This window comes from Caballeronia concitans, from assembly GCF_001544615.1.
In the GTDB taxonomy this organism is placed as follows: Bacteria; Pseudomonadota; Gammaproteobacteria; order Burkholderiales; family Burkholderiaceae; genus Caballeronia; species Caballeronia concitans.
Genome location: NZ_FCNV02000019.1, coordinates 1 through 21,927 on the forward strand (window position 1 = coordinate 1; position 21,927 = coordinate 21,927).

Sequence of the window (21,927 nt, forward strand, 5' to 3'; positions counted from 1 at the left end):
TTCGCACCGCACGCCGCAAAGAAGGATCAACTGAAACCACCGACACCCGGTTTCTGCACATCTTGACGCACACAACTCTCTCTCACAGTCACCCGCACATACCTTGCGCGATAAGGCGTTGCGGGTAGAAAGCCTCTCGCCCACTCTCGCCTCTACCCGCAAAATTTCACCGTCATATGCGGGTAGAAATGTGGGTAGGGGGTAGAGGTGGCGGGGCGTCAGCTTCATCGATTGGGTGCACTGCAGATCGCGAAAGAAATATCGCCGGGCTATTACGCCGACGGTGGCGGCCTGTATCTTCAAATATCAACAAGCGGTTCACGCTCGTGGATTTATCGCTTCACGATCATGAGTCGCGCTTGAGAGACGTGTGCCGAGATGTCCTCTATGGCGAGGACATGTGTCGCACGGTCATCTCGAACCGTAGGCGAGCGTGCTCGGATTCGTCCGCCCAAATGTCAGGTACCACCCGGCTTTCACGGTCCCAGCCGGAACGAAAACATCGAAATGATTGTTGTTGCTCAAATCATAACGGCGAACACTCCCGATCTCTGTAGTGGAGGGCCCCCCGCCAGAGATGGGGACGAATAGCTTCCCACCAGGGCCAAAGAGAAGGGCCTGGGCATAAACGCGGTGAGCGTCATCGCCTGCGGTATAAAGATTAATTGTATTAACGAGTGAGCCAGGACTCCCATTAGAGGGTCCTTGGAACACGAGAATCTTGTCGCTGTCGGTCTTATCCGCCCGAAAGCTGGTGATATAAAGGTATCCATCAGGCCCGAACACCAAACCCTCGGGCCGGTTCAGGTCATTGCTGCTGTCAATGAAGACATCCTTGAAGGCTCCTCTGCCGTTAAGCGGATCGAACCTAATTACTTGCCCCCGTAGCCCCGAGCCCGTGCAGGTGTAGCTCGAAATGTAAATCAGGCCATCGGGACCTAGTACAAGTCCGCGCGGATGGAATTGACCTGAAACAGGGTTCCCGGGCGGCGGTACTGCGCATGTGCCGAACGATAAGTTGCTCGGGACAAAAGTGTCGACGAGTTTCCCTTCTGCCGTGTATTTCAGAAGGCGACCCGGAGTCGGCGGTTTGCTAGAATTTGGCTCGGTTGTAAAGTCAGCGACGAAAATAAAGTCTTGTTTGGCCCTGGAATCTCTCCAAAGTATGAGGCCGCGCGACGCAACGGGGGAGTCGGGGTCGTTGTGGACGACGAGTTTCTTCAACAGTTGGCCAGTGGCATCGTATTCGAGTATGTCGCTATTGGCCGACGTCCCCGTATTTTGGTCGGATACAATAAGGTCGCCATTCGCTTTAAAAACGAGTCCCATAGGCCCGTGCAAACCGTTGGTCGACTTGACGAATGTGCCGAGAGATTCCCCCTGCAGCCCGAACCGCTTTACCGTGTTATCGCCGTCGTCCGCGACATATAAAGAGTCAGTAGTTTGCGAAAAACCTGGTGCGCTAAAAATGAATTGTGTTGTTAAGACAACTGCTACGAACTGCGCGGCACGCTTGTTCATATTCATGACATGCTCCTCGCTTTCAGAAGACAGGTTTCGGATCTAACTCCTTGGAAGAGACGGGCGCGGGACTTTCAGAAAGCTATGCGACGGTTCTGCGGATTGCAAGGGAAAAATCTTTGCACATAACTGCGAACGCTTTGCGGTTGAAATTCTTTCACTTTACCCGTCCCATCGGCGTGGCCAAACAGTTCTTTCGCCGACAAGATACGAACCGTCGCCGAATACGGAACCAACGGGCGACGCAACCTTAGCGCGCTCGAATCGGCTCACAGCCGGGCGGCTAATTCAGCTAGGCATGTCGGAATGCTTTGCCGACCAAGTGGTCATAATCGGCGGGGTCGCTCTGAACGATCGTCAAGATCATCCGGCCGAACGCGGTATCGGGTACCAATTCGCTCGCCAATACACGTGCGGTACGCAGCGAGACCACGTTGCGTACGGGCTGCGTATTCAGTTCGTCGCTGATCGAAAATATGAATCGATGAAGCTCGTCCGACTCCGGTTCTACGGCTTCGTGAGCAAGGATCGTTGCGTTCACCTGCATCGTGGCTCCTCTGCGCCCTGAAAAGATTGGCTCAGCCGCAGCATAGACGATTCCTGGACATTCCGCGTTTCGGATGGGCGACTGGTCCATGCGAGCGCTCCACGCGGAACAGTTCGAGATCAACGGCGAGCCGTTGCAGATGGATCTCACACGCGCCTGGACGTTGATCCGCTTCAAGAACGCCGGGACTCTCCGGCTCGCGGGCTGCGCGCGCTGGCGCGGCAGGTTCGTCGCGCACAACGGCATATCGCTGCGTCGACGCTCCTAAAGCCATCCCACTGGTGGCATCCGACCGCTTGAGCGGCTAACGTAAGAATGTCGATCAGGCCGAAAGACGGGGTCCTCTTTCTCGCTGCTATGAACTGCTCGGCGAGCGCCGGTGCAATCCGAAGTCTGCACATCGCGGCGAGTTCTCCATACTTAAAGAGCTTCATCATCATGGGCCGGCTCGCCACCAAGCCACTCAACTTACGCGACGGTACTGCCTGCCGAGGGGTCTCCAATTCGTACTCAATCGATCGGTGAACCGAATCTTTCTACGAAGTTGTTACTTCACAATGCTGCTGCGCGAGCTGCTCGGCCGTCACCGGCCGCTGATAGAGGTACCCTTGTGCGAATGGCACCCCCGCTGCCCGCAAAGCCAGATGCTGAGATTCAGTCTCGACGCCTTCCGCAATGACTTGGAGCCCATAGTGCTTCGCGACTGAGACAATGCCCCTGATCAGTTGGGCGTCCCCTCTGTCAACCTGACTCACGAATTGACGGTCGATTTTCACGTAGTCGAACTGGAAGCGACCGAGTAGTTCGAGATTGCTATGCTGAGTGCCAAAGTCGTCGATGGCAAACTTGACTCCCTTGGCCTTCAGTGCGTTGAAGGTCGCCGCCGTACGCCCGCTCTCGCGAAGAAAAAATCGCTCGGTGAGTTCAAGAACGAGAGTGACACCTGCCGGCAGGCGAGCGGTCAGGGCCTGGACCTGGGCGACGAAGTCTCTGCGTTCCAAATCCCGAGAAGCAACATTGACCGCAATGCGTAATGGGATCGCCACCAATCGCTGCGCCATCTCGGCAACGGCCGTCCTCATCACGAATTGCGTCACTGGTCCCAGCATGTCACTGGACTCGACTTCCTCCATGAAGCTAGCCGGACTTATTGGGCCCCATTTCGGGTGGTGCCACCTCAGTAACGCCTCGACGCCGACCAACGAGCGGTTGGAAGTCTCGATAATCGGCTGGTAGACAACATGAAACTCGTTGCGCTCAAGTGCCTGACGCACTGCCTTCAGCAACAATCGTCGCGGGGCAAACGTGAGCAGGTAGCCCGCTGCGAGCAGCGCGTCAAGTAGCAGGCCGAGCGTCAGGCCCGCGACTCGGTACTTCCAGTGCATGCCCGACACGAAGCCTTCGGAGGGCGATACCAGGACCTCAAACGGCCACTTGAGAGATTCAATGCGCGTCGTGTATGCATCGGGCGGCGCAGAAGCTGGCGTGAACGTCCCACGCGCGTCGAGACGGCCCGTATTCGCGACCGATATCGACACGGTCTGCGCCCCGTACCGGAGACCGTGCGCCAGCGCATTCATGAGGTAATCACCTTCAACAATCGACAGTACACCGGCACCGGGCGCCGTCCGGTTGAAAACGACGAGCACCGGCACGCCTGGCTGGTAGCGCGTTTGGGCGAGAAGACCAATGCTGTCGCCACGGCCTATCGAGAGGGAATAATTCGACAGGGGCACGTCGATGCGTCCAAGCGCGGAAGAGCAGTAAAGACGGTCGCCAGAGACCAGCGCGACGGCGCGGACATATCGCAGATAGGTTTCCAGATCGGCCAGCAACGCCCCGACCTGGCTGCAGGGTTTGCCGGCGAGCGCAGCAAGTTCATTTCGGCGTAGCGAACTGACGCTGTCCAAAATCCGGTCAACGGATTGAACCACATCACGACCGATGATTTGCTCATGGTCGGCTATTTTGACCGTCGCCATATGTTCGCTAAACATGATGGCCGCGAGCATGACTGCGGCGCCGCAGACGACGCACAGGAGCAACGACAAGCGCGCTGGCGTCCGATAGATTCGATCAGGCATAGATTTCACCCGGTTTCTGACCCGGCACGATCTCGGCGGACTCGGCCAGCCGTCGGGCTACCTGCATGATCGCGCGTTGCTGCGGTTCAACCTCCGACAGACGCACCGGCCAGAGCGATGCATCAGTGTGATGTTGTCCGGCTGCATCGGGTCGCGGCTGTTCATCGCGCCCGACTCGGATTTTTCAATAGCCGCTACCACGGGGCGAGCGGGCAATTCAATTGACATGAGTCAAACCCGCCTCCGGGACATCGCCAAGCAGGTGATGCAGTGCGCACAATCGCTGCCGGTCGCCGCCCGTGATGTCGGCGCGGCCCAGCTGCCGCTCGACTTCGGCTCGCCAGTAGTCACGGCGGATCAGCCGTGGCCGGCGGACTAGCGTAAGCACCGTCTTTTCAAGTTCTCCAATCTCGTTGTTAGCCCGAGCCATTGCCTTGTTCTCCCTATGTGTCTCTGCCCACGGTTTGGCGACGCTTGGTCGAAAAACGGAAACTCGTCGCGACGGAGCTTGTGATTGAAGCGGTACGTTAATCCGCAAACCGGAATCGTGTAACGTTTGCTTAACGGCGTCTTTAGCGTTTACTTAAACGTGTAAACCCTAATTTGGTGCATTTGCGGATCACCTAATAACGCGATTGCAGCTCGCGCTCCGTTTACATTCGAGGAAACCGCCGAGGAGAAAAAACTACAAGGAAGAACTCGGTGCCGCTCGTCCGTTTTTCGAGAAGGCTGCCCGGGTCGCGGCAGGTGTGGCGTTTTGTCCCAGCGACACTGCTGATCGCCGCCTCAAGTGACCGGTAACCCCGCCGTAAACTGGTGTTTACCCGATCACGACTATGATGAAAAATATTCCTTTCCGGCTGCGCATGTGGATCCCCTTGGCGATCAGCCTCGTATGCCTCACCACGCTTTCCATTTTCGATGCCTTCCAGATGCGCGAGATCAGACTGGAGGAACGTCGCGCCATGCTCCAGGCGGTCACGGACGCCGCTCTCAATACGGTCAAAGACTATGCGGCCAAGGTCCAGACGGGGCAGCTCACGGAGAATGAGGCGCGCAAGCAAGCCGCCGAGCGCGTGCGTGTGATGCGTTACGGCGGCGGTGGCTATTTCGCGATCATCGATCCCAATGTCACGCTCGTGATGCACTCGACCAAGCCGGACATGGAAGGCAAGAGCGCCAGAGACATCCAAGACAAGGACGGCATCCACATGTGGTCCGATGCGGTGACGCTTGCGCAGCGCGACGGCCAAGGCTTCCTTCGCTATAGCTGGCCCAAGCCCGGTGCGACTGAAAGCGTGCCGAAGCTCAGCTATGTTGCCTCATACAAGCCGTGGCAATGGACGATGTTGACGGGCGTCTACCTTGACGATCTTCAGGCGGACTTCACGCGGTCGGTGTATCGCGCGCTTCTGGTGTTCGCCGGCATCGCAACGCTGCTTGCACTGACTACAGTGCTGCTTAACCGTTCTCTGCGACGTACTCTCGGTGGAGAGCCCGAATATGCGGTTCAAATCGCGGACGGTATCGCGAGCAACGACCTGTCGGTGTCCGTGGTGACCGCGCCGGACGATCGCACGAGCCTTCTGTATTCGATCAGCCGCATGCAGCGGCAATTGAAGCAAACCATCACGGCCATTAAGACGTCCGCGGATTCGATCGCGACTGCGTCCCAGCAGATTTCAGCCGGCAACCTCGATCTGTCACAGCGAACGGAGGAACAGGCGGCATCGCTTCAGCAGACTGCAGCGAGCATGGAAGAACTGACTTCGACAGTGACTAACAATGCGAGTAACGCACACGAGGCCAATCGTCTGGCTTCTGAAGCGGCAGACGTCGCCGACCGCGGCGCGAACGTGGTTTCCGATGTCGTGGCGACGATGGAAGCGATCAACATCGATTCCAAACAGATTGCTGAGATCGCCGGAATCATCGAAGGGATAGCGTTTCAGACGAATATCCTGGCGCTGAATGCCGCCGTCGAAGCCGCGCGAGCGGGCGAGCACGGCCGAGGCTTCGCGGTGGTTGCCTCTGAAGTGCGATCCCTTGCGCAACGGTCGTCAGTAGCATCGAAGGAAGTACGCGAGCTGATCGACCGATCCGTGGATAGAGTGCGCACGGGGAGGAGCCACGTCGAGGATGCCGGTGCAACAATGGCGCAGATTACCGGCGCTATCAAGCGAGTCACTGGGTTGATGAGCGAGATCGCCGCAGCTTCCGAAGAGCAGAGCAAGGGCATCGGGCAGGTCAATCAAGCGGTGTCGCAGATGGATCAGGTGACGCAACAGAATGCGGCGCTCGTCGAGGAGGCCGCGGCTGCGACGACTGCGCTTGAGGCGCAGGCTGGCGATTTGCGGGCGTCGACGGGGGTTTTTGTCGTTTGATGGCGTGCCTCTGACAACGCGAGGCTGTCGAGACGCCGCGGATGGCGCAAAAGCGAGCCGGCTGAATGGAGAGCGTTCGGCTTCGACGTGTGAATGCGTGAGCGCGGATGGTCGTCAGGCAGGCGCCACGCGCCGAGCATGACTTCGGAACGAGCGGTCTCGCGATCGGCGGGTCCCGTTGCCCGCTGTGGTCGCACCCGTCTCCCTTTCGTCGCCGATGCTTTTAGAACTGCTCTGCTCGCTTCAACGCTTCCAGGCTGCGGTGGAGAGCGAACAGCAAGTACCGTGACGTTGAGGCAGCCCTTCCAGCTTTCGTCTGTTGCGTAACCCGGTCCGTTTGGGCCGCAATTTGCCGCTGGCACTCCTCGATGGCCGTCTCGACGGCGTTGTGTTCATGGAACTCGAGTTTCATAAGCGCTCCGGCGAGTTCAACACAGTCAGTAGGCGAGTGACGCCTATAGAGTAGGACGTTCTTTTGCCGGCAAAAGGAGTGCGGAACCGATGTCTTTCGTACAGGCCGCGCATCTTGAATCGCCGGACCGCGCGGTTTAAAACGGTAACGTCTCCTCCAGAGACGACTCTCTCGTTGTACCTCACGCCCGCTTCTGCCCCCGGAAAGCGGGCTTTTTTTAGGGAGCGGGCTTTACGCCGCGTCGTCCTCGAATGTCGACGTACTTCGGGTATGGGCCCGCATCCGCTGCAGCCCGCTCGACCTCCAGCGTGGACGGAAAGGCTCCGACGTTGCCAAGGAGCGCCGTCACGCCGACGAGTCGATTCGCGACAGGGTGCTTCACCTCGGCTTCCTTCCGCCAGACGCCATAGACACTGAGCAGCGAAACTCCGAGTGCGCACCCCGGGTTCGTCGCCAAATGCGCACCGTTATCGGAGAAAAGCGGCGCGCGACGTGCGGAAGTGCGCAGTCGCGCGTGACTCGACGTGTTCAGCGCGTCATCAACAAAGCCCGCGCCTCGTCGCTCGAAAGGAGACCGCGGCCCCGGCGGTTCGCAGCACTCGTCGCATAGACTTCCCCACGCGCGTGCGTGATGCCGAGCGGCGCGAAGCCGTTGGCCGGATTGAACGCCATCTTGTCGATGTTCGCTTCGTCCTCGCGCGAAGGCTGCGACGCGATTTCCAGCTCGCCAATCCGAATGACCGGCGACTTCCAGGCAACCGACGCGTCGTTCACCGGGGTCGTGGCTTCATCGACGAAAAGCTGCACGCCGAGCCACCAGCCGACCGGTCCTTCTTCCAGACGGTTGAACAAATCCGCGCGCAGATAGTTCTCGCCCTCGCCCGTGGCCTGCGTGCCAGAGGGCGTCGAATCGAAATGATGCAGCGAATATTTGATCGCCGCCGGGCCAAGCCGCACGACCGATCCCCAGAAATCCTCCAGGGTGACGCTCGCGACCGGATGCAGCCCGACCTGTTTGACGAGAATCGCGACGCTGTCCACGCCCTCCCCGAGATGGAGCTCGCCGGTCCGAAGCTCGTGTAGCGTCTGCCTGAGACCGCCGGCGACGCCGTCCGCGAGTTTCGCGACGATGATGTCGGATACGGCCATGAACTGTTTCGCGTCGCGCGCATGTGAACGGCCGCCTTCGTTGGTCATCAGGAGATCTGTTTCCACGCCGTCGTCGGTGAAGAACTTGATCGCGATGCCGCGCACGTCAGATTCGGTGTCGGCCTGCGGACAAGGCTGACCGTTCGAAATCCGGCACGCGACGCGGTACAGAATCGGTCCGGCCGAGGCATCGCGCTTCGCGAAGGGGCCGAACCTGACCGTATCGGGGATGTCGTCTGCAATGCGAAGCGTGCCGAAAGCGCCGAGCACCTGTTTCTGATGCTGCGCCCGATCGACTTGTCCGCCCAGACCGGTATGCCGGCTGCGGGCGAGTTTCGCCTGCTGCTCGCCGATTTTCGTGACCAGCTTCGTGATGGTGGTCGCGTCGTCCGGCTTGTCTGTCCAACCTGTTCCGTCATTGCCTGCGCTCATGATTCACCTCCGTTGCGCGCCATGAAGGAAGTCCTGCAATTGAAGTCTAGTCGCGTTCCCGAAGATGCCAAGCGCTTGTCGACGAAGCCCTCATCGGCCGTGCGGCGCCGCGCCGGGCGCGATGCTGCCGTCGGCGCGGCCCGCGAAGTAGCGATAGATCGCGTCGATGCGGTCCGCAACCAGCGGCGTGCCACGATAGGCGGGCATGCCCATCGGCGGATTGCCGTCGAGCACGGCGGCGAGGAAGCGCTCGCGGCCTTGCGTGCGCGCAAAGCCGACGATCGACGGCGCGGCCAGTCCCTCGTGATCCTTGCCGTGACAACGGGCGCAATCGGCGATGCGCACCGCGCGCCATGCATCGTCGAGCGATGCATCGGCGGCGGCATTCGGCTGCGCGTGGGCGTATGCGGCAAAGGAGGCGGCCAGCATGAAGGCCGCGCCGCGCACCAGCGATTTCCGCATGGCGAAGCACTCAGTGCTTGCGATCGGCGAGGCGGCCGACGAACTTCCAGCCCTGATCGCGCATCCACACGTAAGTGAAGCCCGTCGGGCCGTCGATGAACACGGTCATCGGTCGCTCCGCGCCGGACGCCCCCTTGGGCGGCTCAGTGGAAGCGGGCGTGATCCGCGCTTCCGTTGGCTTGAGGCTCGCGTCGCGGTCATCGAGCCGCCAGCCGTCTTCATCGATATAAGTCAGGCGCGACGTTCCGCCGGACGGCGCGAGAAGCGTGAGCGTAAGCGGCCCGCCGCCGTCGACGCCGATCGCGCGGGCGTCGGCCGTGTCCGCGCTGGTCGCCGCGACGCCGGACTCGCAGGCCGCGCCGAACATGAGGATGCCGAGCGCGAGGAGCATCGCGCACTTCGTTTGATGGGCTTTCATTTCGAATACCTCCTTCCTGGCCGCGTCGTGGCGGCCGTCCATGTGCCGAGACACGTGAGGCGCAGCGCGCCTGTGTAGTCATACGGAGAAGAGAGCGTTGCCTCGACGAATGTGAGGCCAAGAGAGCCGCAGGCGCGGGCGTTGATGTTTTCGTTGGCCCTTTCGCTGCAGGATGAGTGTTTGTCGTGTGGAGACACCGCCACGCGTGGCCGTTCGAAGGCCGTCTTGTGATGGCTTCACTATGAAGCGAACGGCCGTTGGAAAAAACCACGCATTCGCGGGGAAAACACCCCGCCAAAGGAGGACTGCGTAATGGACGGCGCCCTTGTGCGGGGCGCAGGCACGGCATGCCACCGCGCTGTTCTTCATCACGCATGATCCCAATGTCGTGGGCCATCTGCGCGATCGGATGCTCGTGTTCAAGTCCGGACGCGGGCGTCAGCCGTGCCGCGTGCCGATCTGCGCAATCGCTATGCGCGCTGCCTTGCGCACTTCGGGATCGCCGTCTTTCAGCGCGGCTTCGAGTACCGGAAGCGCATCGATGTCGCCGAGTTCGCCGAGCGCGAGCGCCGCTTCCTTGCGCACGTTGCTGATCGGATAGGTCAAGAGTTCCGCGACCGCAGGCGTGCTCGTCGCATCGCGCAACCGGCCCAGCGCGCGCGTGGCCTGCAACGTCACTTGCCAGTAGTCGTCGGCAAGCGCGCCTTCGAGCGCGGCGCGCGCCGACAAGAGGCGCAATTTGCCGAGCGTGGCCGCCGCTTCCTCGCGCACGCGCCACTCGCCGTCGTGAAGCGCGGAGGTCAACGTATCGAGCACGGTGTCGTCCGTGGCGAAGCCCAGCGCGCCGATCGCGGCATGCCGCACTTCCGGCGATGCATCGTCGCGCGCAAGCGATGCGAGTCGCGGGAGCGCTTGCGCATGACGAAGCCAGCCGAGCACGCCGACCGCTTCGCGGCGCACATTCGCCGATGCATCCGCCAGCGCTTCCAGTGCGGGCGTTGCCGCCGCCGGAAGACGCAGCTCGCGCACGCCGCGCAGCAACGCGGCGCGTGCGTAAGGTTCGTCATCGGCATCGGTGAGATGGTTCAGGACGCGCGCGCCCGCTGCCGCGTCCTTCAACGCCGTGAGGCTTTCCGCCGCCGCATTACGTACGTTCGCGTCGAGCCGCGCGTCCTTGATGGCGTCGCACAACGCATCGACGACATCCGCGGATTCCCATGCCCCGAGCCGCTGTGCCGCTGTGCGCTGCACTGCGGCGTCCGCATCGTGACGAAGCGCGTGGATCAGTGCGGGCAGCCACGCTTCGTCTTCCAGTTCGGCCGCTTCGATCACGGCGAGGCGGCGCACGGCGGGGTCGGCATCAGCGAGCCGAGCGGCGAGAGCGGCATCGTCGGAATCGGTGAATGAATCGAAGAGAGGCGATGCTTGAGTCATGAGGCGGTCTGCACTGAGCGATTGAAACGAACGCTCGCCGTCGCGTGATCGGCGGCGGGCGACGCGATGGGTTGATGGCGAAGCAGCGCGAGGCAACGGCGCTTGAGCGCGATGAATTCCGGCTCCGTAACGAGATCGCGCGTCTCGCCGCGCTCGCGCGGACGCGCGAACGGCACCTGCAAGTCTTCCAGCACCGTACCGGGGCTCGCGCTCATCACCAGGATGCGATCTGCGAGAAAAAGCGCTTCGTCGATGTCGTGCGTGACGAAGACCACGGTCGGCTTGCGCTCGCTCCAGACATCGAGAAGAAGGGCCTGCATCATCGCGCGCGTTTGCGCGTCGAGCGCGCCGAAGGGCTCGTCCATCAGCAGGACGCGTGGCGCAATCAGCATGGCGCGTGCGATTTCCGCGCGCTGCTGCATGCCGCCTGAAAGTTGCGCGGGATAGCGGTCCGCGAAGGCGCCGAGGCCCACGCGCTCCAGTAAGGCGCGTGCCTGCCGATGCCTTTCGCGCTTGCCGATGCCCTGCATCTTCAGGCCGAACGCCACGTTGTCGAGCGTTTTGCGCCACGGTAGCAAGGTATGCTGCTGGAAGACCATGCCGCGCTCGGGATGCGGCCCGTCGATGCGCTTGCCATCGAGTGTCGCCTGACCCGCACTCGTCGCGACATGTCCTGCGAGCGCCGCGAGCAATGTCGACTTGCCGCAGCCGGACGGCCCGAGTATGCAGACGAATTCGCCGGCCTCGATGGTCATGTTCACATCGCGCACGGCGGTGAACGCCTGCGGTCCATCGCCCAGCGTGAGCGCGACGTGCTCGAGCGTTACCCTGCCTGCGCTGCCTTGCGGATTCCGAGAAGTCATGGACGGCTCCCGCTTGTAAGCCACGGTGTCAGACGCCGGCCCGCCGCGCGAACGAGCGCGCTGCTTCCCATTCCGAGCAGGCCGATCAACAGCATGCCGACGACGACCTGCGGATATTGCTGCACCGTGTACGACTGCCACGTGTAATAGCCGATGCCGAATTGCCCGGAGATCATCTCCGCGGTCACGAGACAGAACCAGGAGGTGCCCATGCCGATGGCAAGGCCGGTGACGATGGCGGGTGCAGCGCCTGGCAATACGACTTCACGAAGAATCGTCAAGTTGCTCGCGCCCAGGCTTTTAGCGGACGATACGAGCCGCGGCTCCACGCCTTCGACGCCGTGTATCGTGCCAAGCAGGATGGGAAAGAACGCGCCGGTGAAGGTGATGAAGATCATCGACATTTCTGACGAAGGGAACATCAGGATCGCCAGCGGAATCCATGCGACGGCGGGAATGGGCCGCAATACCTCGAGCGGCGTGAGCAAGCACAGGCGCGCAAACTGCGAGCGTCCGATCGCGACCCCGAGCACAATGCCGCTTGCCGCCGCCACGCCATAGCCCGCCGCGATGCGCCGCAGGCTGCTCGACAAGTCCGCGAAGAGCTTGGGCGAGTGCGCCAGATCGACGATGGCCGCGATGGTATCGGCTGGCGTCGGCACGTTCGCGAACGTGATGAAGCCGAGGTTCCAGCGATGCGTCGTCGCGAGATGCCAGAGCAGCAACGTCAACGCGAGCGATGCCCACTGCACGCCGGCACGCGTGCCGCGATGGCGAAGCAGGGGAACGGAAGAAACGAGCGTCGCCATGCGCGCCTCAGCGATTCGCAAGTGCGGTCGGCTGCCGCGCGGCGGCGAAATCGAGCACTTGTCCACCGTGCTGCGCCGCCCAGGCTTGCGCGCGATCCTTCAGCAGGAATGCGTTCAGTTGCCCGTCACCGCTTCTCGCGAACCACGCCTGATTGCCGAGCAGCTTGATGCCGCTCTCGCGATCCTGCGCATAAAACGCGCGTACTTGCTTCCCTTCGCTTTCCAGCTTGCCCATCTGCTGCACGGCTTCTTCCGGCGACGCGTAGCTGCGCACCCGCGCTTCGCCGCGCACCCAGATCTGTGCGACGCGCTCCGTCCGCGCGATTGGCTTGCCGGTGCGCGCATCATTCGCAACAAGCGGCGTTTGCGCATAGTTGCGCAAGGCGGCGTCGTAATCGAGATGTTCAGCCTTGAAGGCCGCGCGCAGATAGCTGTCGTCGATGAACGTGTTCGCATTCAGATCGCCGTCGGCTCGCTTGAGCAGCTTCAGCGTATCGAACGATGTCTGCACCGCCTTGCGGTATTCGGGCTTCCATGTGAGATCGCGCGTCTGCAGACCGAGCGGCCCGTGGAACAAGTAATCGACTTCGGGCTCGATGCCCGTCACTTTGGCGATCAGTTCACTGTATCGCTCCGGCTCCGCGGCGAGCAGACGGTTCGCTTCGATTACCGCGCGCAGATAGGCGATAACGACTTCGGGATACTTCTGCGCATAGTCCTTCTCGACAAGCGCGCCATGCAGGGTCGGCGCATTGGCTTGCGAGCCGTCGTAGATCTTGCGCGCGAAGCCTCGATACGGAAACAGTTCGGCGAAGGGCACGAAGTCCGCGTGCGCCTCGATCTTGTGCGTCTGCAACGCCGGTCCGGCTACTTCGGGCGGCTGGGCGACGATGTTCACGTCGCGTTCGGGATCCCAGCCTTGGGCCGCGATCGCCCGCAGCAACATGCCGTGCGAGGTCGAGGCGAACGGCACCGAGATAGTCTTGCCCTTGAGTTCGGAGATCGACTGTACCGGAGAGTCGACCGGCACGACGATCCCGTTGCCGCTGCCGCGCACGCTGCCCGAGAGCACGCTGATGAAGACGCTGCTCTTGCCCGCCTTTTGATTCGCGACGCCGTTGAGCACGCCAGGAAAATCCGCCATCGAGCCGAAATCGAGCTTGCCCGCGACCATTTCGTTCGTGATGGGCGCGCCGCTCGTGAAGTTCTTCCATTGAATGTCGTACTGCGCGTCTTTGTACTTGCCGTCGTGCGGCAAGTACTTGTCGAGCAGATGCAGTTCGCGGATTAGCGCGCCGCCCGCAGCCGTGTTGATGGTCGTGTCCTGCGTGCCGATGGCGACGCGAATGGTTTCCGCCTGCGCATGCGCGCCAAACAGCGCGACGGTCAGCGCGAACAAGAGCGTTCGTTTCATTCTGGATTCCTCATCGAAGAAGATACGGTATATCGACATGCACCGCGTTGGTTGGGCAATCGCGTTCGCAAGGCATGCAGTACCAGCATTCGTCGAACTTCATGAAAGCCTTGCCGGTGTCGGGATCGATCGCCAGCAGATCCATCGGACAGACATCGATGCAGACTGTGCAGCCTTTATCGGCAATGCACTTGTCTTCATCGATCATGACGGGAAGGCTCGTGCGCAAATGCGCCTCACGAGGAACGAGGGCCATGCAGTCTCTCCTTAGGCAGCGACCGGTTGCGCGCTGCGGGCGACGCGCAGGCGCGAGTACGCGCCGCGCTCGGTTTCGTCGATGGGAACCACGTAAGGCTCAACGGCCTTCTTGAACGAGGTCATGCGCCCCGATGCATCCTTCTTCAGATGCGCGTGGCAGAACCAATCGTCATCGTTTCGTTGAGGAAAATCCACGCGATGGTGATAAAGCCCCCATCGGCTTTCCGTGCGATACAGCGATGCGCGGGCAGCCATCTCGGCGCAATCGAGGATTGCGGCGACTTCGGCGGCGCGCATGAGTTCATGTGCATCGGCAGCGCGCAGCTGCGCGATGTCGTCGCGAATCTCCGCGAAGCGTTGCAGTCCGATCTCCATGCGGCGCGTGGCTTTGGGCGGCTGAAGATAGTCGTTCACGAAGCGTCGCAGCTTGTATTCGACTTGCGCGGGTGGAAGGCCGCGTTCGCGTTCGAGCGGCGCGAAGACGCGAGCGCGTTCCGCTTCGACTTGCGATGCATCGAGTGACGGCAGCTCCCTGCCTGCCACGTGCGAAGCAGCGTCCTCTCCCGCGAACCAGCCGTAAGTGAACGCGCCGAGCATGTAGTTGTGCGGTACGGCGGCCATGTCGCCTGCTGCATAGAGTCCTTGCACCGAGGTGCGTGCGCTTTCATCGACCCACACCCCCGATGCGCTGTGTCCGCTGCACAAGCCGATCTCCGAGATGTGCATTTCGATCATGCGCGTCCGATAGTCGTTGCCGCGACGCGCGTGAAAGCGCCCGCGGCTCGGGCGCTCGTTCGTATGCAGAATGGTTTCGATGGTCTGGATAGTTTCCTCGGCGAGATGATCCAGCTTGAGGAACACCGGACCGTTGCCGCTCTGGAGTTCCTGATAGAACTCCCACATCATCTGCCCGCTCCAGTAATCGCATTCGATGAAGCGCTCGCCTTTGCCGTTTGCCGTATAGCCGCCAAGTGGTCCTGTCACATACGCGCATGCAGGACCGTTGTAATCCTTGATCAGTGGATTGATCTGGAAACATTCGAGATTCGCGAGCTCGGCGCCCGCGTGATAAGCCATCGCGTAGCCATCGCCGGCGTTGGTCGGATTTTCGTATGTGCCCATCAGATAGCCGGACGCCGGCAGGCCCAGACGACCAGCCGCGCCGCAGCAGAGAATCACCGCCTTTGCGCGAATGACGTAGAAGTGCGCGGTTCGGCAATCGAAGCCCATCACGCCCGCAATCTCACCGTGGGTCCCGGTCAGAAGACGCGTCGCGACGACGCGATTCGTGATCTCGACACGGGTGCGCTTCAATTGCCGGTAGAGCACTTTCTTGACGTCGTGACCTTCCGGCATTGGCAATACGTATGCGCCCATGTGATGCACCTTGCGCACCGCGTAATCGCCCGTCGGGTCTTTCTCGAACTTGACGCCCCAACGATCGAGCTCTTCGATCGTCTTGAAGCTGTGCTTCGCATACGCATGGATCGTGGCCTGGTTGACGATTCCGTCGTTGGCCACGGTGATCTCCTTCACGTACTGCTCGGGCGTCGCATGTCCGGGGATGATGGCGTTATTCAGGCCGTCCATGCCCATCGAGATTGCGCCGCTGCGTTTGACGTGGGCTTTATCGATGAGCAGGACGCGCAGCTTCGGGTCGCGCTGCTTGGCCTTGATCGCAGCCATCGGGCCGGCTGTGCCGCCGCCGACCACGACGATGTCGTATTCGAGTTCGTGTGTCTGCATGCTCGTAAAGACGTGGCGCCACCGCCAGCAGAAGCGCATCGGCCATCTGGCGCAGCTTGTTATGACAAGTTAGGACCAGATTGTATGAGCCGATGTGCGCAGCGGGAATCAATCGTTTCTGCTTTGCTTTCGCGTGCGCCGAATAACGGCTCAGCGGCGTTCAGACGTGCCGACGGCGGGCGGGACTCGCGGCGCGTGCCCGGTCGATGCGCAGGCGGTATTGGAACGTGTCGCCGCGAAAGTAGAGGTATTCGAAATCCACGGGCCGTCCGTTGGCATCGTGCGTGAGGCGCTCGATGCGCAGCAGCGGTTCACCTGCGGCGATGGCGAGTGCTCGCGCGATGCCGGGTTTTGCCGCGACGGCATCGATGGCGAGATCCGCGCTGCCCAGCGGCAGCGCGCAGTCGTTTTCGAGAATGAGGAAAATGTCGCGTGTGACGAGATCCGCGCGTTCGAGTTGACGCCCGAGCAGTTCCGGCAAGTACGTCATCTCATATGAAACCGGTGATCGATTGAGCAAGCGCACCCGATGAATCTCTGCGACTCGCGTTTGCTCCGGCAGCGAAAGCCGCGCGGCCACTTCCGCTGGCGCCGGTACGAATCGAAACTTCACTACACGGTTGATGATCTCGTGACCGCTGCGCGACATCGCTTCGGCAAAGCCCTGCAAGGACGTGATGTTCTGGAAGGCCTTCGGTTGCGAGACGAAGGAGCCTTTGCCGTGCACCTTGAAAATGAGCCCTTCCTTCTGCAGATCTCCGAGCGCCTGACGAATCGTGATGCGGCTGACGTCGAAGATCGTCTGCAGTTCGCTTTCGGACGGCATGCGACTGTGCGGCGGATAGCGACCATCGAGAATGCCCGAGCGTAGGGCGTCCTTGATCTGAGCGTAAAGCGGAACGTGGGAATCGGGGGAAACTTTGAGACGAGGCGGCATGGAGGGCTGTTGCGCGTCAGCCGGCCGGGCAGGGCGCCGTTTGCAGTTTGAATTGCGGAGGATTATAGCCACGCCTCGGCTAGTCCGACGGCGCGATGGTCGCGCAGTCACCGAGATCATGCCGGTCGGGGTTCTCGCCCGCGTTTAGCCGGGCGGCGGCGTGTTCGGCGGATTCACACCGGCTGTCTCGACGTATCTCGTCCACGTCACGCACGACAAGGCCGCACCCGGCAATTGGAAAAGCGGGCCGTCAGATGCAAGTCCGCGCGGCGTGCGTGATCCGTTGTCGATAAAGCGGCGATCGAAGCGCAGCTTCAGGCGGCATCGGTGAAAAACGTCTCGACAATATCGTCCCGCAACTGCGCGACCTTGCGATCCCCGAGCTTCCGCGGCCTCGGCACCGCGACCTCCACCACTTCCCCGATACGCCCCGGCCGCGCCTGCATCACCACGATCCGGTCCGACAGCAGCACGGCTTCCTCCACGTCATGCGTGACGAGCACCATCGTGATGCGCTCATGCTCCCATATGCGCTGCAATTCGAGCTGCAGGCGGCTACGCGTGAGCGCGTCGAGCGCGCCGAACGGTTCATCGAGCAACAGGAGACGCGGCCGGGTCACGAGCCCGCGCGCAATCGCCACGCGCTGCGCCATGCCGCCCGACAACTGATGCGGGTAATGCCGCTCGTGGCCCTTCAATCCGACGAGTTCAATATGCTCCGCCACCGCGCGCGCCTTCTCGGCCTTCGACAGTGGCGCGTTGCGCAATGCCACCGCGACGTTCTGCGCGACATCGAGCCACGGAAACAGCCGATGATCCTGAAACACGATGCCGCGCGACAGATCCGTCGTCACGACGCGCTCACCGCCGAAATCGATCTCGCCGTCGTAATCGCCATCGAGGCCCGCGATGAGCCGCAGCAACGTCGACTTGCCGCAACCGCTCGCCCCGACGATGCTCACGAACTCGCCGCTCGCGATCGACAGATCGATGCGATCGAGCACCGGCGCTGCCGCATCGCCAGCGAAGCGCTTGCTCACATGCCGCAGCGTCAGGCCGCCGTCCTGCACTATTTGTGTCGTCATTTCCGGATTCTCCTCAAGCCACGCGCGACGCGCCGAGCCAGCGCCGCTGCACGCCGCGCGCGAAGGCATTCAACGCCCACCCCGTCAAACCGACCACGATCACGCCGAACACGACGAGATCCATACGAAACTGTTCGCTGCCATCCACGAGCGTATTGCCGATCCCGCTGCCCGCGACGAGCAGATACTCCGCGCCGAGCGTCGCGAGCCACGAATAGATGAGCGCGAGATAGACGCCCGTGAAGATGGACGGCAACGCGGCGGGCAATACGACATAGGCGAGTGTCTGCAGCCTGCCATAGCGATACGCGCGCGCGACATCGAGCCAGCTCGCGGGCACGGCGCGGATGCCGTCGCTCGTATGCATCACGACGGGCACGAGCGCGGCGAGCGAAAGGAACACGACCTTCGCGACATCGCCCAAGCCGAACCACACGGAAATGAGCGGAATCCACGCGAACAGCGACACTTGCTTGAACGTGTTGAAGCTCGGCGCGATCGCACGATTGGCGAGCTTCGATATGCCGAGCAGCGCGCCGAGCGCAAGCCCGAGACTCGTGCCGATCGCAAAGCCCGTCAACTCGCGCGCAAGCGAGGCGGACAACGCACGCGCGAGCGCCCCGCTGCGGACCTGATCGACGGCCGTATTCCACACCTGTGCGGGCGAAACCATCACGCCGCGCCCCACTTGCGCATCGCGCGACACGTACCACCACACGGCGAGCGCGACTATCGGCAACACGAGTCCGCGCCACGATCCCTTGACTGTTCCCGCTTCCCAATCCAGCGTCGACATGGCTCCTCCTCAATTGGCGCGGCCGCGTTGCAGCTTGCGCTCGAATGCATCGAGCAGGCGATCGGCCGCATAGCCGATTGCACCGACGATGAGCACCGCGGCCAGCACGAGATCGAGCTGAAAGAGCTGTCGTCCATACACGATCAGATAACCCAGCCCTTCCGACGACGCGACGAGCTCCACGACCACGAGCGTCAGCCACGCTTTCGTGAACGCGAGCCGCACGCCCGTCCCGATGACGGGAATCGCGGACGGCAAAGTCACGCGCGTGATGACTTGCCAGCGCGTATAGCGATACACCGACGCGACTTCCTGCAACGCGCGCGGCGTGCCGCGAAAGCCTTGCAGCGTCGAGAGCGTGACGGGCACGAGCGCCGCATGCCCGATCAGCAGATACTTCAGGGGCTCGCCGATGCCGGCGACGATCATCAGAAACGGCAGCCATCCGAGCACGGGCACCTGCACGATCGCGTTGAAGCTCGGCAGCACGTAGGCTTCCAGCGTGCGCGACAGACCGAGCAATCCGCCGAGCACGATGCCGAGCAGCACGCCGCCGCCGAACCCGACAGCGGCGCGCGTCGTGCTTGCCAGCAGGTGCGTCCACAATTCGCCGCTCTTCGCGAGCGCGCCGAGCGTTTCGAAAACGAGCGCGGGCGGCGGCAACACTTGCGCGGAGATCCAGCCGTAGTGCGAGCCGAGCACCCACAGCAACGCGCACACGCTGGGCACGAGCCACGGCAACGCAGTCCAGCCGATCGTGCGCCACGTATCCGTCGATGAAATCCCGCGCGCACGATCCGCAGGCTGAACCACACGCGTCAGTGCATTGGCCATTTACCGGTTCTCCGCAAGACGTTCGCCGGAAGGCTTGCCCGCTGCATCGAAACGCGGCCAGTATGCTTCGAGCTTCAGCGACTTCAGCGCCTGATCGAGATACTTCGGCTCGAACCATCCATTCACGCTGACGGGCTGACGAATCAGATTCAGACGCAATGCGTCATCGGCGACGGCCTGATAGCGCGCGACCAGAAACGGATCGATGAGCGGCGACATGCGGTCCTTCATCGGCTGATTCGCAAACTCGGACGACCACGATTCGACGGGCACGCCGCTCTTCGCCCACAACGCGAAAAGCGCATTGCGATTGGCTTCGTCGGAGGACCATTGCGCGGCCTGCACCACGGCGGTCACCACCTTCTGCACCGTGTCGGGATGCGCGCGCTCGTAGTCTTCGAGCACGAGCAGATGCGCTTGCCGCGTGAACTGCACGCCGTCGTCGCGCGATGCGTAGACGATCTTCGCAAGCCCCTGACGTTGCAGCTTGAAGAGCGAGTAGTCGAGGAACACGGCATCGACGCCCTTCGATGCCAGCGCGGCCTGCGCAGCGGCGGTATCGAGATTGATGACGCGCAGATCGCGTTCGCTGAGGCCGTTTTCCTTCAACACGTTATCGGCGACGAGTTGCAGATTCGTGCCGCGAAAGATGCCGACGCGCTTGCCTTTCAGATCCTTGACGCTCTTGATGCCGGAATCCGGCGGCACCGCGAGATACACGCCCGTGCGCACGTTCGACGCGAGCAGCAGATGCGTCTTCAATCCGTTCGCGCGGCCGAGCACAGAGGGCAGATCGCCCTGATACGCGAAGTCGAGCTGCTTGTTCGCGAGCGCCTCGTTGACCGCGGGCCCCGCGCCTTTGAAGAAGATCCACTCGACCTTGATGTGCTCGGGCTGCAACGCATCTTCCACGCGATGCTGCAATAACGCGGTCGCGGCGGGCGATCCGCCGAACGTCGGCGGATCGCCGGTGCCCTGCTGCGCGACGCCGATGCGCACCACGGCCGGATCGGCGGCATGCGCGGGACCGATGAGCGCGGCGAACAGCGTCGCCGCGCCGACGAAGAGCTTGAATCGTAGTGTCATCGTGCAATGAGAAAGAGTGGATCGCCGGCGATGTCACTCGCCGGTGCATGCGGTATCGCGCGACGCGTCACGCCGTGCGCGTTTCCTGTTTGACGATGCGGCTCTTGCGCCCGTCGATGCCTACGGGCACATCGCCGTGCACGGTCGCGCGGCGCACGACGCGATGCGCGTCGGCGTAATCGGCCACCGCGTAATGCTGGGTCGCGCGGTTGTCCCAGATCGCGACATCGCCTTGCGTCCAGCGCCAGCGCACGGTGTTTTCGAGGCGCGTGACGTGATCGTGAAACAGCTCGGCGAGACGATCCGAATCGCGCTGAGAAAGTCCGATGAAGCGCTGCACGAAGTGACCCAGCACAAGCGTGCGTTCGCCCGTTTCCGGATGCACGCGCACGACCGGATGCTCCGTTTCGTAGAGCGTCGATGTGAACTGCTTGCGATACTCGCGTTCGGATTCCGTATCGGGCACGTTGCGCGTCGCGGCATAGTCGTAGGCGTTCGAATGCAGCGCCCAGAGCTTGTCGGCGAGATCGCGCAGCACTTCCGGCAGGTTTGCATACGCGGCGGCCGTGTTGGCCCATACGGTGTCGCCGCCTGCTGGCGGAATCACGACGCCGCGCAGAATCGAAATCTTCGGATAGGCATCGACGAACGTGACGTCCGTATGCCATGAATTCGCGCGCGTGCCGTGCTTCGAATCGAGCTCGAGCAGACGGCTTCCGCTCGAAAGCGACGGCACGGTCGGATGCGCGACGGTCTCGCCGAAACGCGCGGCGAAGGCTTCCTGCGCGGCGTCGTCGAGATGCGACTGACCGCGGAAGAACAGCACCTTGTGTTCGAGCAGCGCATGGTTGATCGCGGCGACGGCGTCATCGTCGAGATCCGCGGAAAGCGTCACGCCGCGCACTTCGGCGCCGATGCGTCCGCCGATCGGGCGCACCTGGAACGGTTCATTCGACGTGACAGGGGCAAGCGTGGACTCGGCGGCGAGCGTGGGAAGTTCGGGCATCGAAAGTCTCCGTTGGTTTGCGTTGGTCGGATGCAGACCGCATTGAATGTGACGGAAACATTGAAGCATCGTCGCGACGTATTACCAACGAAGCGTTTCGGCTATGCATATCGCTGCAATCCCGCGATGCTTTCCCGCAGTTCCCTGCTGGAGCCGCCGTCGGACTGCCGGAATTCGCTCGCAGCTCTGTCTGCCGGAACGCGGGCAACCAGCCGCGCTCGGGTTTTCCCGCGACAACCCTCTCGTGCTC

At 62.1% G+C, this 21,927-nt stretch carries 22 protein-coding genes and 2 pseudogenes; 4 read left to right on the plus strand and 20 right to left on the minus strand.

Going from position 1 to position 21,927, the window contains the following annotated elements; translation table 11 throughout:
- Positions 1–207: 207 nt before the first annotated feature.
- Positions 208–360, plus strand: a pseudogene (locus tag AWB72_RS29575) (Arm DNA-binding domain-containing protein); the annotation flags it as partial.
- A gap of 51 nt (positions 361–411) precedes the next feature.
- Here AWB72_RS29575 and AWB72_RS26520 read toward each other — a convergent pair.
- Both AWB72_RS26520 and AWB72_RS26525 read right to left on the minus strand, forming a co-directional pair.
- Entirely contained in the window at positions 412–1,527 is a 1,116-nt protein-coding gene (locus AWB72_RS26520; protein ID WP_208863189.1) for an NHL repeat-containing protein, read from the minus strand.
- Positions 1,528–1,813: 286 nt separating this feature from the next.
- A complete protein-coding gene (locus tag AWB72_RS26525; RefSeq protein WP_167550982.1) occupies positions 1,814–2,158 on the minus strand; it encodes a hypothetical protein in 345 nt (114 codons plus the stop codon).
- On the opposite strand from AWB72_RS26525, the gene AWB72_RS26530 reads away from it, so the two are divergent.
- On the plus strand, positions 2,157–2,336 hold the full coding sequence (locus AWB72_RS26530) for a FlhC family transcriptional regulator (protein WP_244285764.1): 180 nt from the start codon (positions 2,157–2,159) through the stop codon (positions 2,334–2,336). The genes AWB72_RS26525 and AWB72_RS26530 overlap by 2 nt on opposite strands.
- Positions 2,337–2,604: 268 nt before the next feature.
- On the opposite strand, the gene AWB72_RS26535 is transcribed toward AWB72_RS26530, so the two are convergent.
- The 3 genes from AWB72_RS26535 to AWB72_RS26540 all read right to left on the minus strand — a co-directional run bounded on the left by AWB72_RS26535 (position 2,605) and on the right by AWB72_RS26540 (position 4,582).
- Positions 2,605–4,080 carry an EAL domain-containing protein gene (locus tag AWB72_RS26535; RefSeq protein WP_244285765.1) on the minus strand — a complete coding sequence of 492 codons (1,476 nt, stop codon included), beginning with the start codon at positions 4,078–4,080 and terminating at the stop codon, positions 2,605–2,607.
- Between the two features lie 64 nt (positions 4,081–4,144).
- Positions 4,145–4,258 carry a hypothetical protein gene (locus AWB72_RS29730; RefSeq protein ID WP_280174610.1) on the minus strand — a complete coding sequence of 38 codons (114 nt, stop codon included), beginning with the start codon at positions 4,256–4,258 and terminating at the stop codon, positions 4,145–4,147.
- Positions 4,259–4,369: 111 nt separating this feature from the next.
- On the minus strand, positions 4,370–4,582 hold the full coding sequence (locus AWB72_RS26540; RefSeq protein ID WP_084593144.1) for a hypothetical protein: 213 nt from the start codon (positions 4,580–4,582) through the stop codon (positions 4,370–4,372).
- A 406-nt stretch (positions 4,583–4,988) separates the two neighbouring features.
- On the opposite strand from AWB72_RS26540, the gene AWB72_RS26545 reads away from it, so the two are divergent.
- On the plus strand, positions 4,989–6,536 hold the full coding sequence (locus AWB72_RS26545) for a methyl-accepting chemotaxis protein (protein WP_342066318.1): 1,548 nt from the start codon (positions 4,989–4,991) through the stop codon (positions 6,534–6,536).
- 940 nt (positions 6,537–7,476) lie between these two features.
- On the opposite strand, the gene AWB72_RS26555 is transcribed toward AWB72_RS26545, so the two are convergent.
- From AWB72_RS26555 to AWB72_RS26600, 10 genes are all read right to left on the minus strand, one after another.
- Positions 7,477–8,529 (minus strand): catalase, encoded by a 1,053-nt coding sequence (locus tag AWB72_RS26555; protein WP_040053558.1) that lies wholly within the window; start codon positions 8,527–8,529, stop codon positions 7,477–7,479.
- 90 nt (positions 8,530–8,619) lie between these two features.
- On the minus strand, positions 8,620–8,991 hold the full coding sequence (locus AWB72_RS26560; protein WP_244285766.1) for a c-type cytochrome: 372 nt from the start codon (positions 8,989–8,991) through the stop codon (positions 8,620–8,622).
- A gap of 10 nt (positions 8,992–9,001) precedes the next feature.
- A complete protein-coding gene (locus AWB72_RS26565; protein ID WP_040053559.1) occupies positions 9,002–9,409 on the minus strand; it encodes a hypothetical protein in 408 nt (135 codons plus the stop codon).
- A 438-nt stretch (positions 9,410–9,847) separates the two neighbouring features.
- On the minus strand, positions 9,848–10,843 hold the full coding sequence (locus AWB72_RS26570; RefSeq protein ID WP_040053560.1) for a HEAT repeat domain-containing protein: 996 nt from the start codon (positions 10,841–10,843) through the stop codon (positions 9,848–9,850).
- Entirely contained in the window at positions 10,840–11,706 is an 867-nt protein-coding gene (locus tag AWB72_RS26575; RefSeq protein WP_040053561.1) for an ABC transporter ATP-binding protein, read from the minus strand. Before AWB72_RS26575 ends, AWB72_RS26570 begins: the two co-directional genes overlap by 4 nt.
- The gene (locus AWB72_RS26580; RefSeq protein ID WP_052450165.1) at positions 11,703–12,515 is read right to left on the minus strand and encodes an ABC transporter permease; all 813 of its coding nucleotides are present in this window, start codon (positions 12,513–12,515) and stop codon (positions 11,703–11,705) included. Before AWB72_RS26580 ends, AWB72_RS26575 begins: the two co-directional genes overlap by 4 nt.
- A gap of 7 nt (positions 12,516–12,522) precedes the next feature.
- A complete protein-coding gene (locus AWB72_RS26585; RefSeq protein ID WP_040053562.1) occupies positions 12,523–13,929 on the minus strand; it encodes an ABC transporter substrate-binding protein in 1,407 nt (468 codons plus the stop codon).
- Positions 13,930–13,939: 10 nt separating this feature from the next.
- Positions 13,940–14,185 carry a 4Fe-4S dicluster domain-containing protein gene (locus AWB72_RS26590; protein WP_014251881.1) on the minus strand — a complete coding sequence of 82 codons (246 nt, stop codon included), beginning with the start codon at positions 14,183–14,185 and terminating at the stop codon, positions 13,940–13,942.
- An 11-nt stretch (positions 14,186–14,196) separates the two neighbouring features.
- Positions 14,197–15,933 carry a fumarate reductase/succinate dehydrogenase flavoprotein subunit gene (locus AWB72_RS26595; protein ID WP_040053563.1) on the minus strand — a complete coding sequence of 579 codons (1,737 nt, stop codon included), beginning with the start codon at positions 15,931–15,933 and terminating at the stop codon, positions 14,197–14,199.
- Between the two features lie 160 nt (positions 15,934–16,093).
- Complete coding sequence (locus tag AWB72_RS26600; RefSeq protein ID WP_040053564.1) at positions 16,094–16,870, minus strand: GntR family transcriptional regulator; 777 nt, start codon at positions 16,868–16,870, stop codon at positions 16,094–16,096.
- A gap of 86 nt (positions 16,871–16,956) precedes the next feature.
- Here AWB72_RS26600 and AWB72_RS29855 point away from each other — a divergent pair.
- Positions 16,957–17,114: pseudogene (locus AWB72_RS29855) on the plus strand (citrate-proton symporter); the annotation flags it as partial.
- 70 nt (positions 17,115–17,184) lie between these two features.
- On the opposite strand, the gene AWB72_RS26605 reads toward AWB72_RS29855, so the two are convergent.
- The 5 genes from AWB72_RS26605 to AWB72_RS26625 all read right to left on the minus strand — a co-directional run bounded on the left by AWB72_RS26605 (position 17,185) and on the right by AWB72_RS26625 (position 21,677).
- The gene (locus AWB72_RS26605) at positions 17,185–17,955 is read right to left on the minus strand and encodes an ABC transporter ATP-binding protein (RefSeq protein ID WP_040053705.1); all 771 of its coding nucleotides are present in this window, start codon (positions 17,953–17,955) and stop codon (positions 17,185–17,187) included.
- A gap of 13 nt (positions 17,956–17,968) precedes the next feature.
- Positions 17,969–18,751: an ABC transporter permease gene (locus AWB72_RS26610; protein WP_040053565.1), complete on the minus strand. Its 783-nt coding sequence runs from the start codon at positions 18,749–18,751 to the stop codon at positions 17,969–17,971.
- Between the two features lie 9 nt (positions 18,752–18,760).
- Entirely contained in the window at positions 18,761–19,585 is an 825-nt protein-coding gene (locus AWB72_RS26615; RefSeq protein ID WP_040053566.1) for an ABC transporter permease, read from the minus strand.
- Entirely contained in the window at positions 19,586–20,671 is a 1,086-nt protein-coding gene (locus tag AWB72_RS26620) for an ABC transporter substrate-binding protein (RefSeq protein WP_040053567.1), read from the minus strand. It lies immediately after the preceding gene.
- Between the two features lie 67 nt (positions 20,672–20,738).
- Positions 20,739–21,677, minus strand: a complete 939-nt coding sequence (locus tag AWB72_RS26625) for a TauD/TfdA dioxygenase family protein (RefSeq protein ID WP_040053706.1) — start codon at positions 21,675–21,677, stop codon at positions 20,739–20,741.
- Between the last annotated feature and the right edge of the window lie 250 nt (positions 21,678–21,927).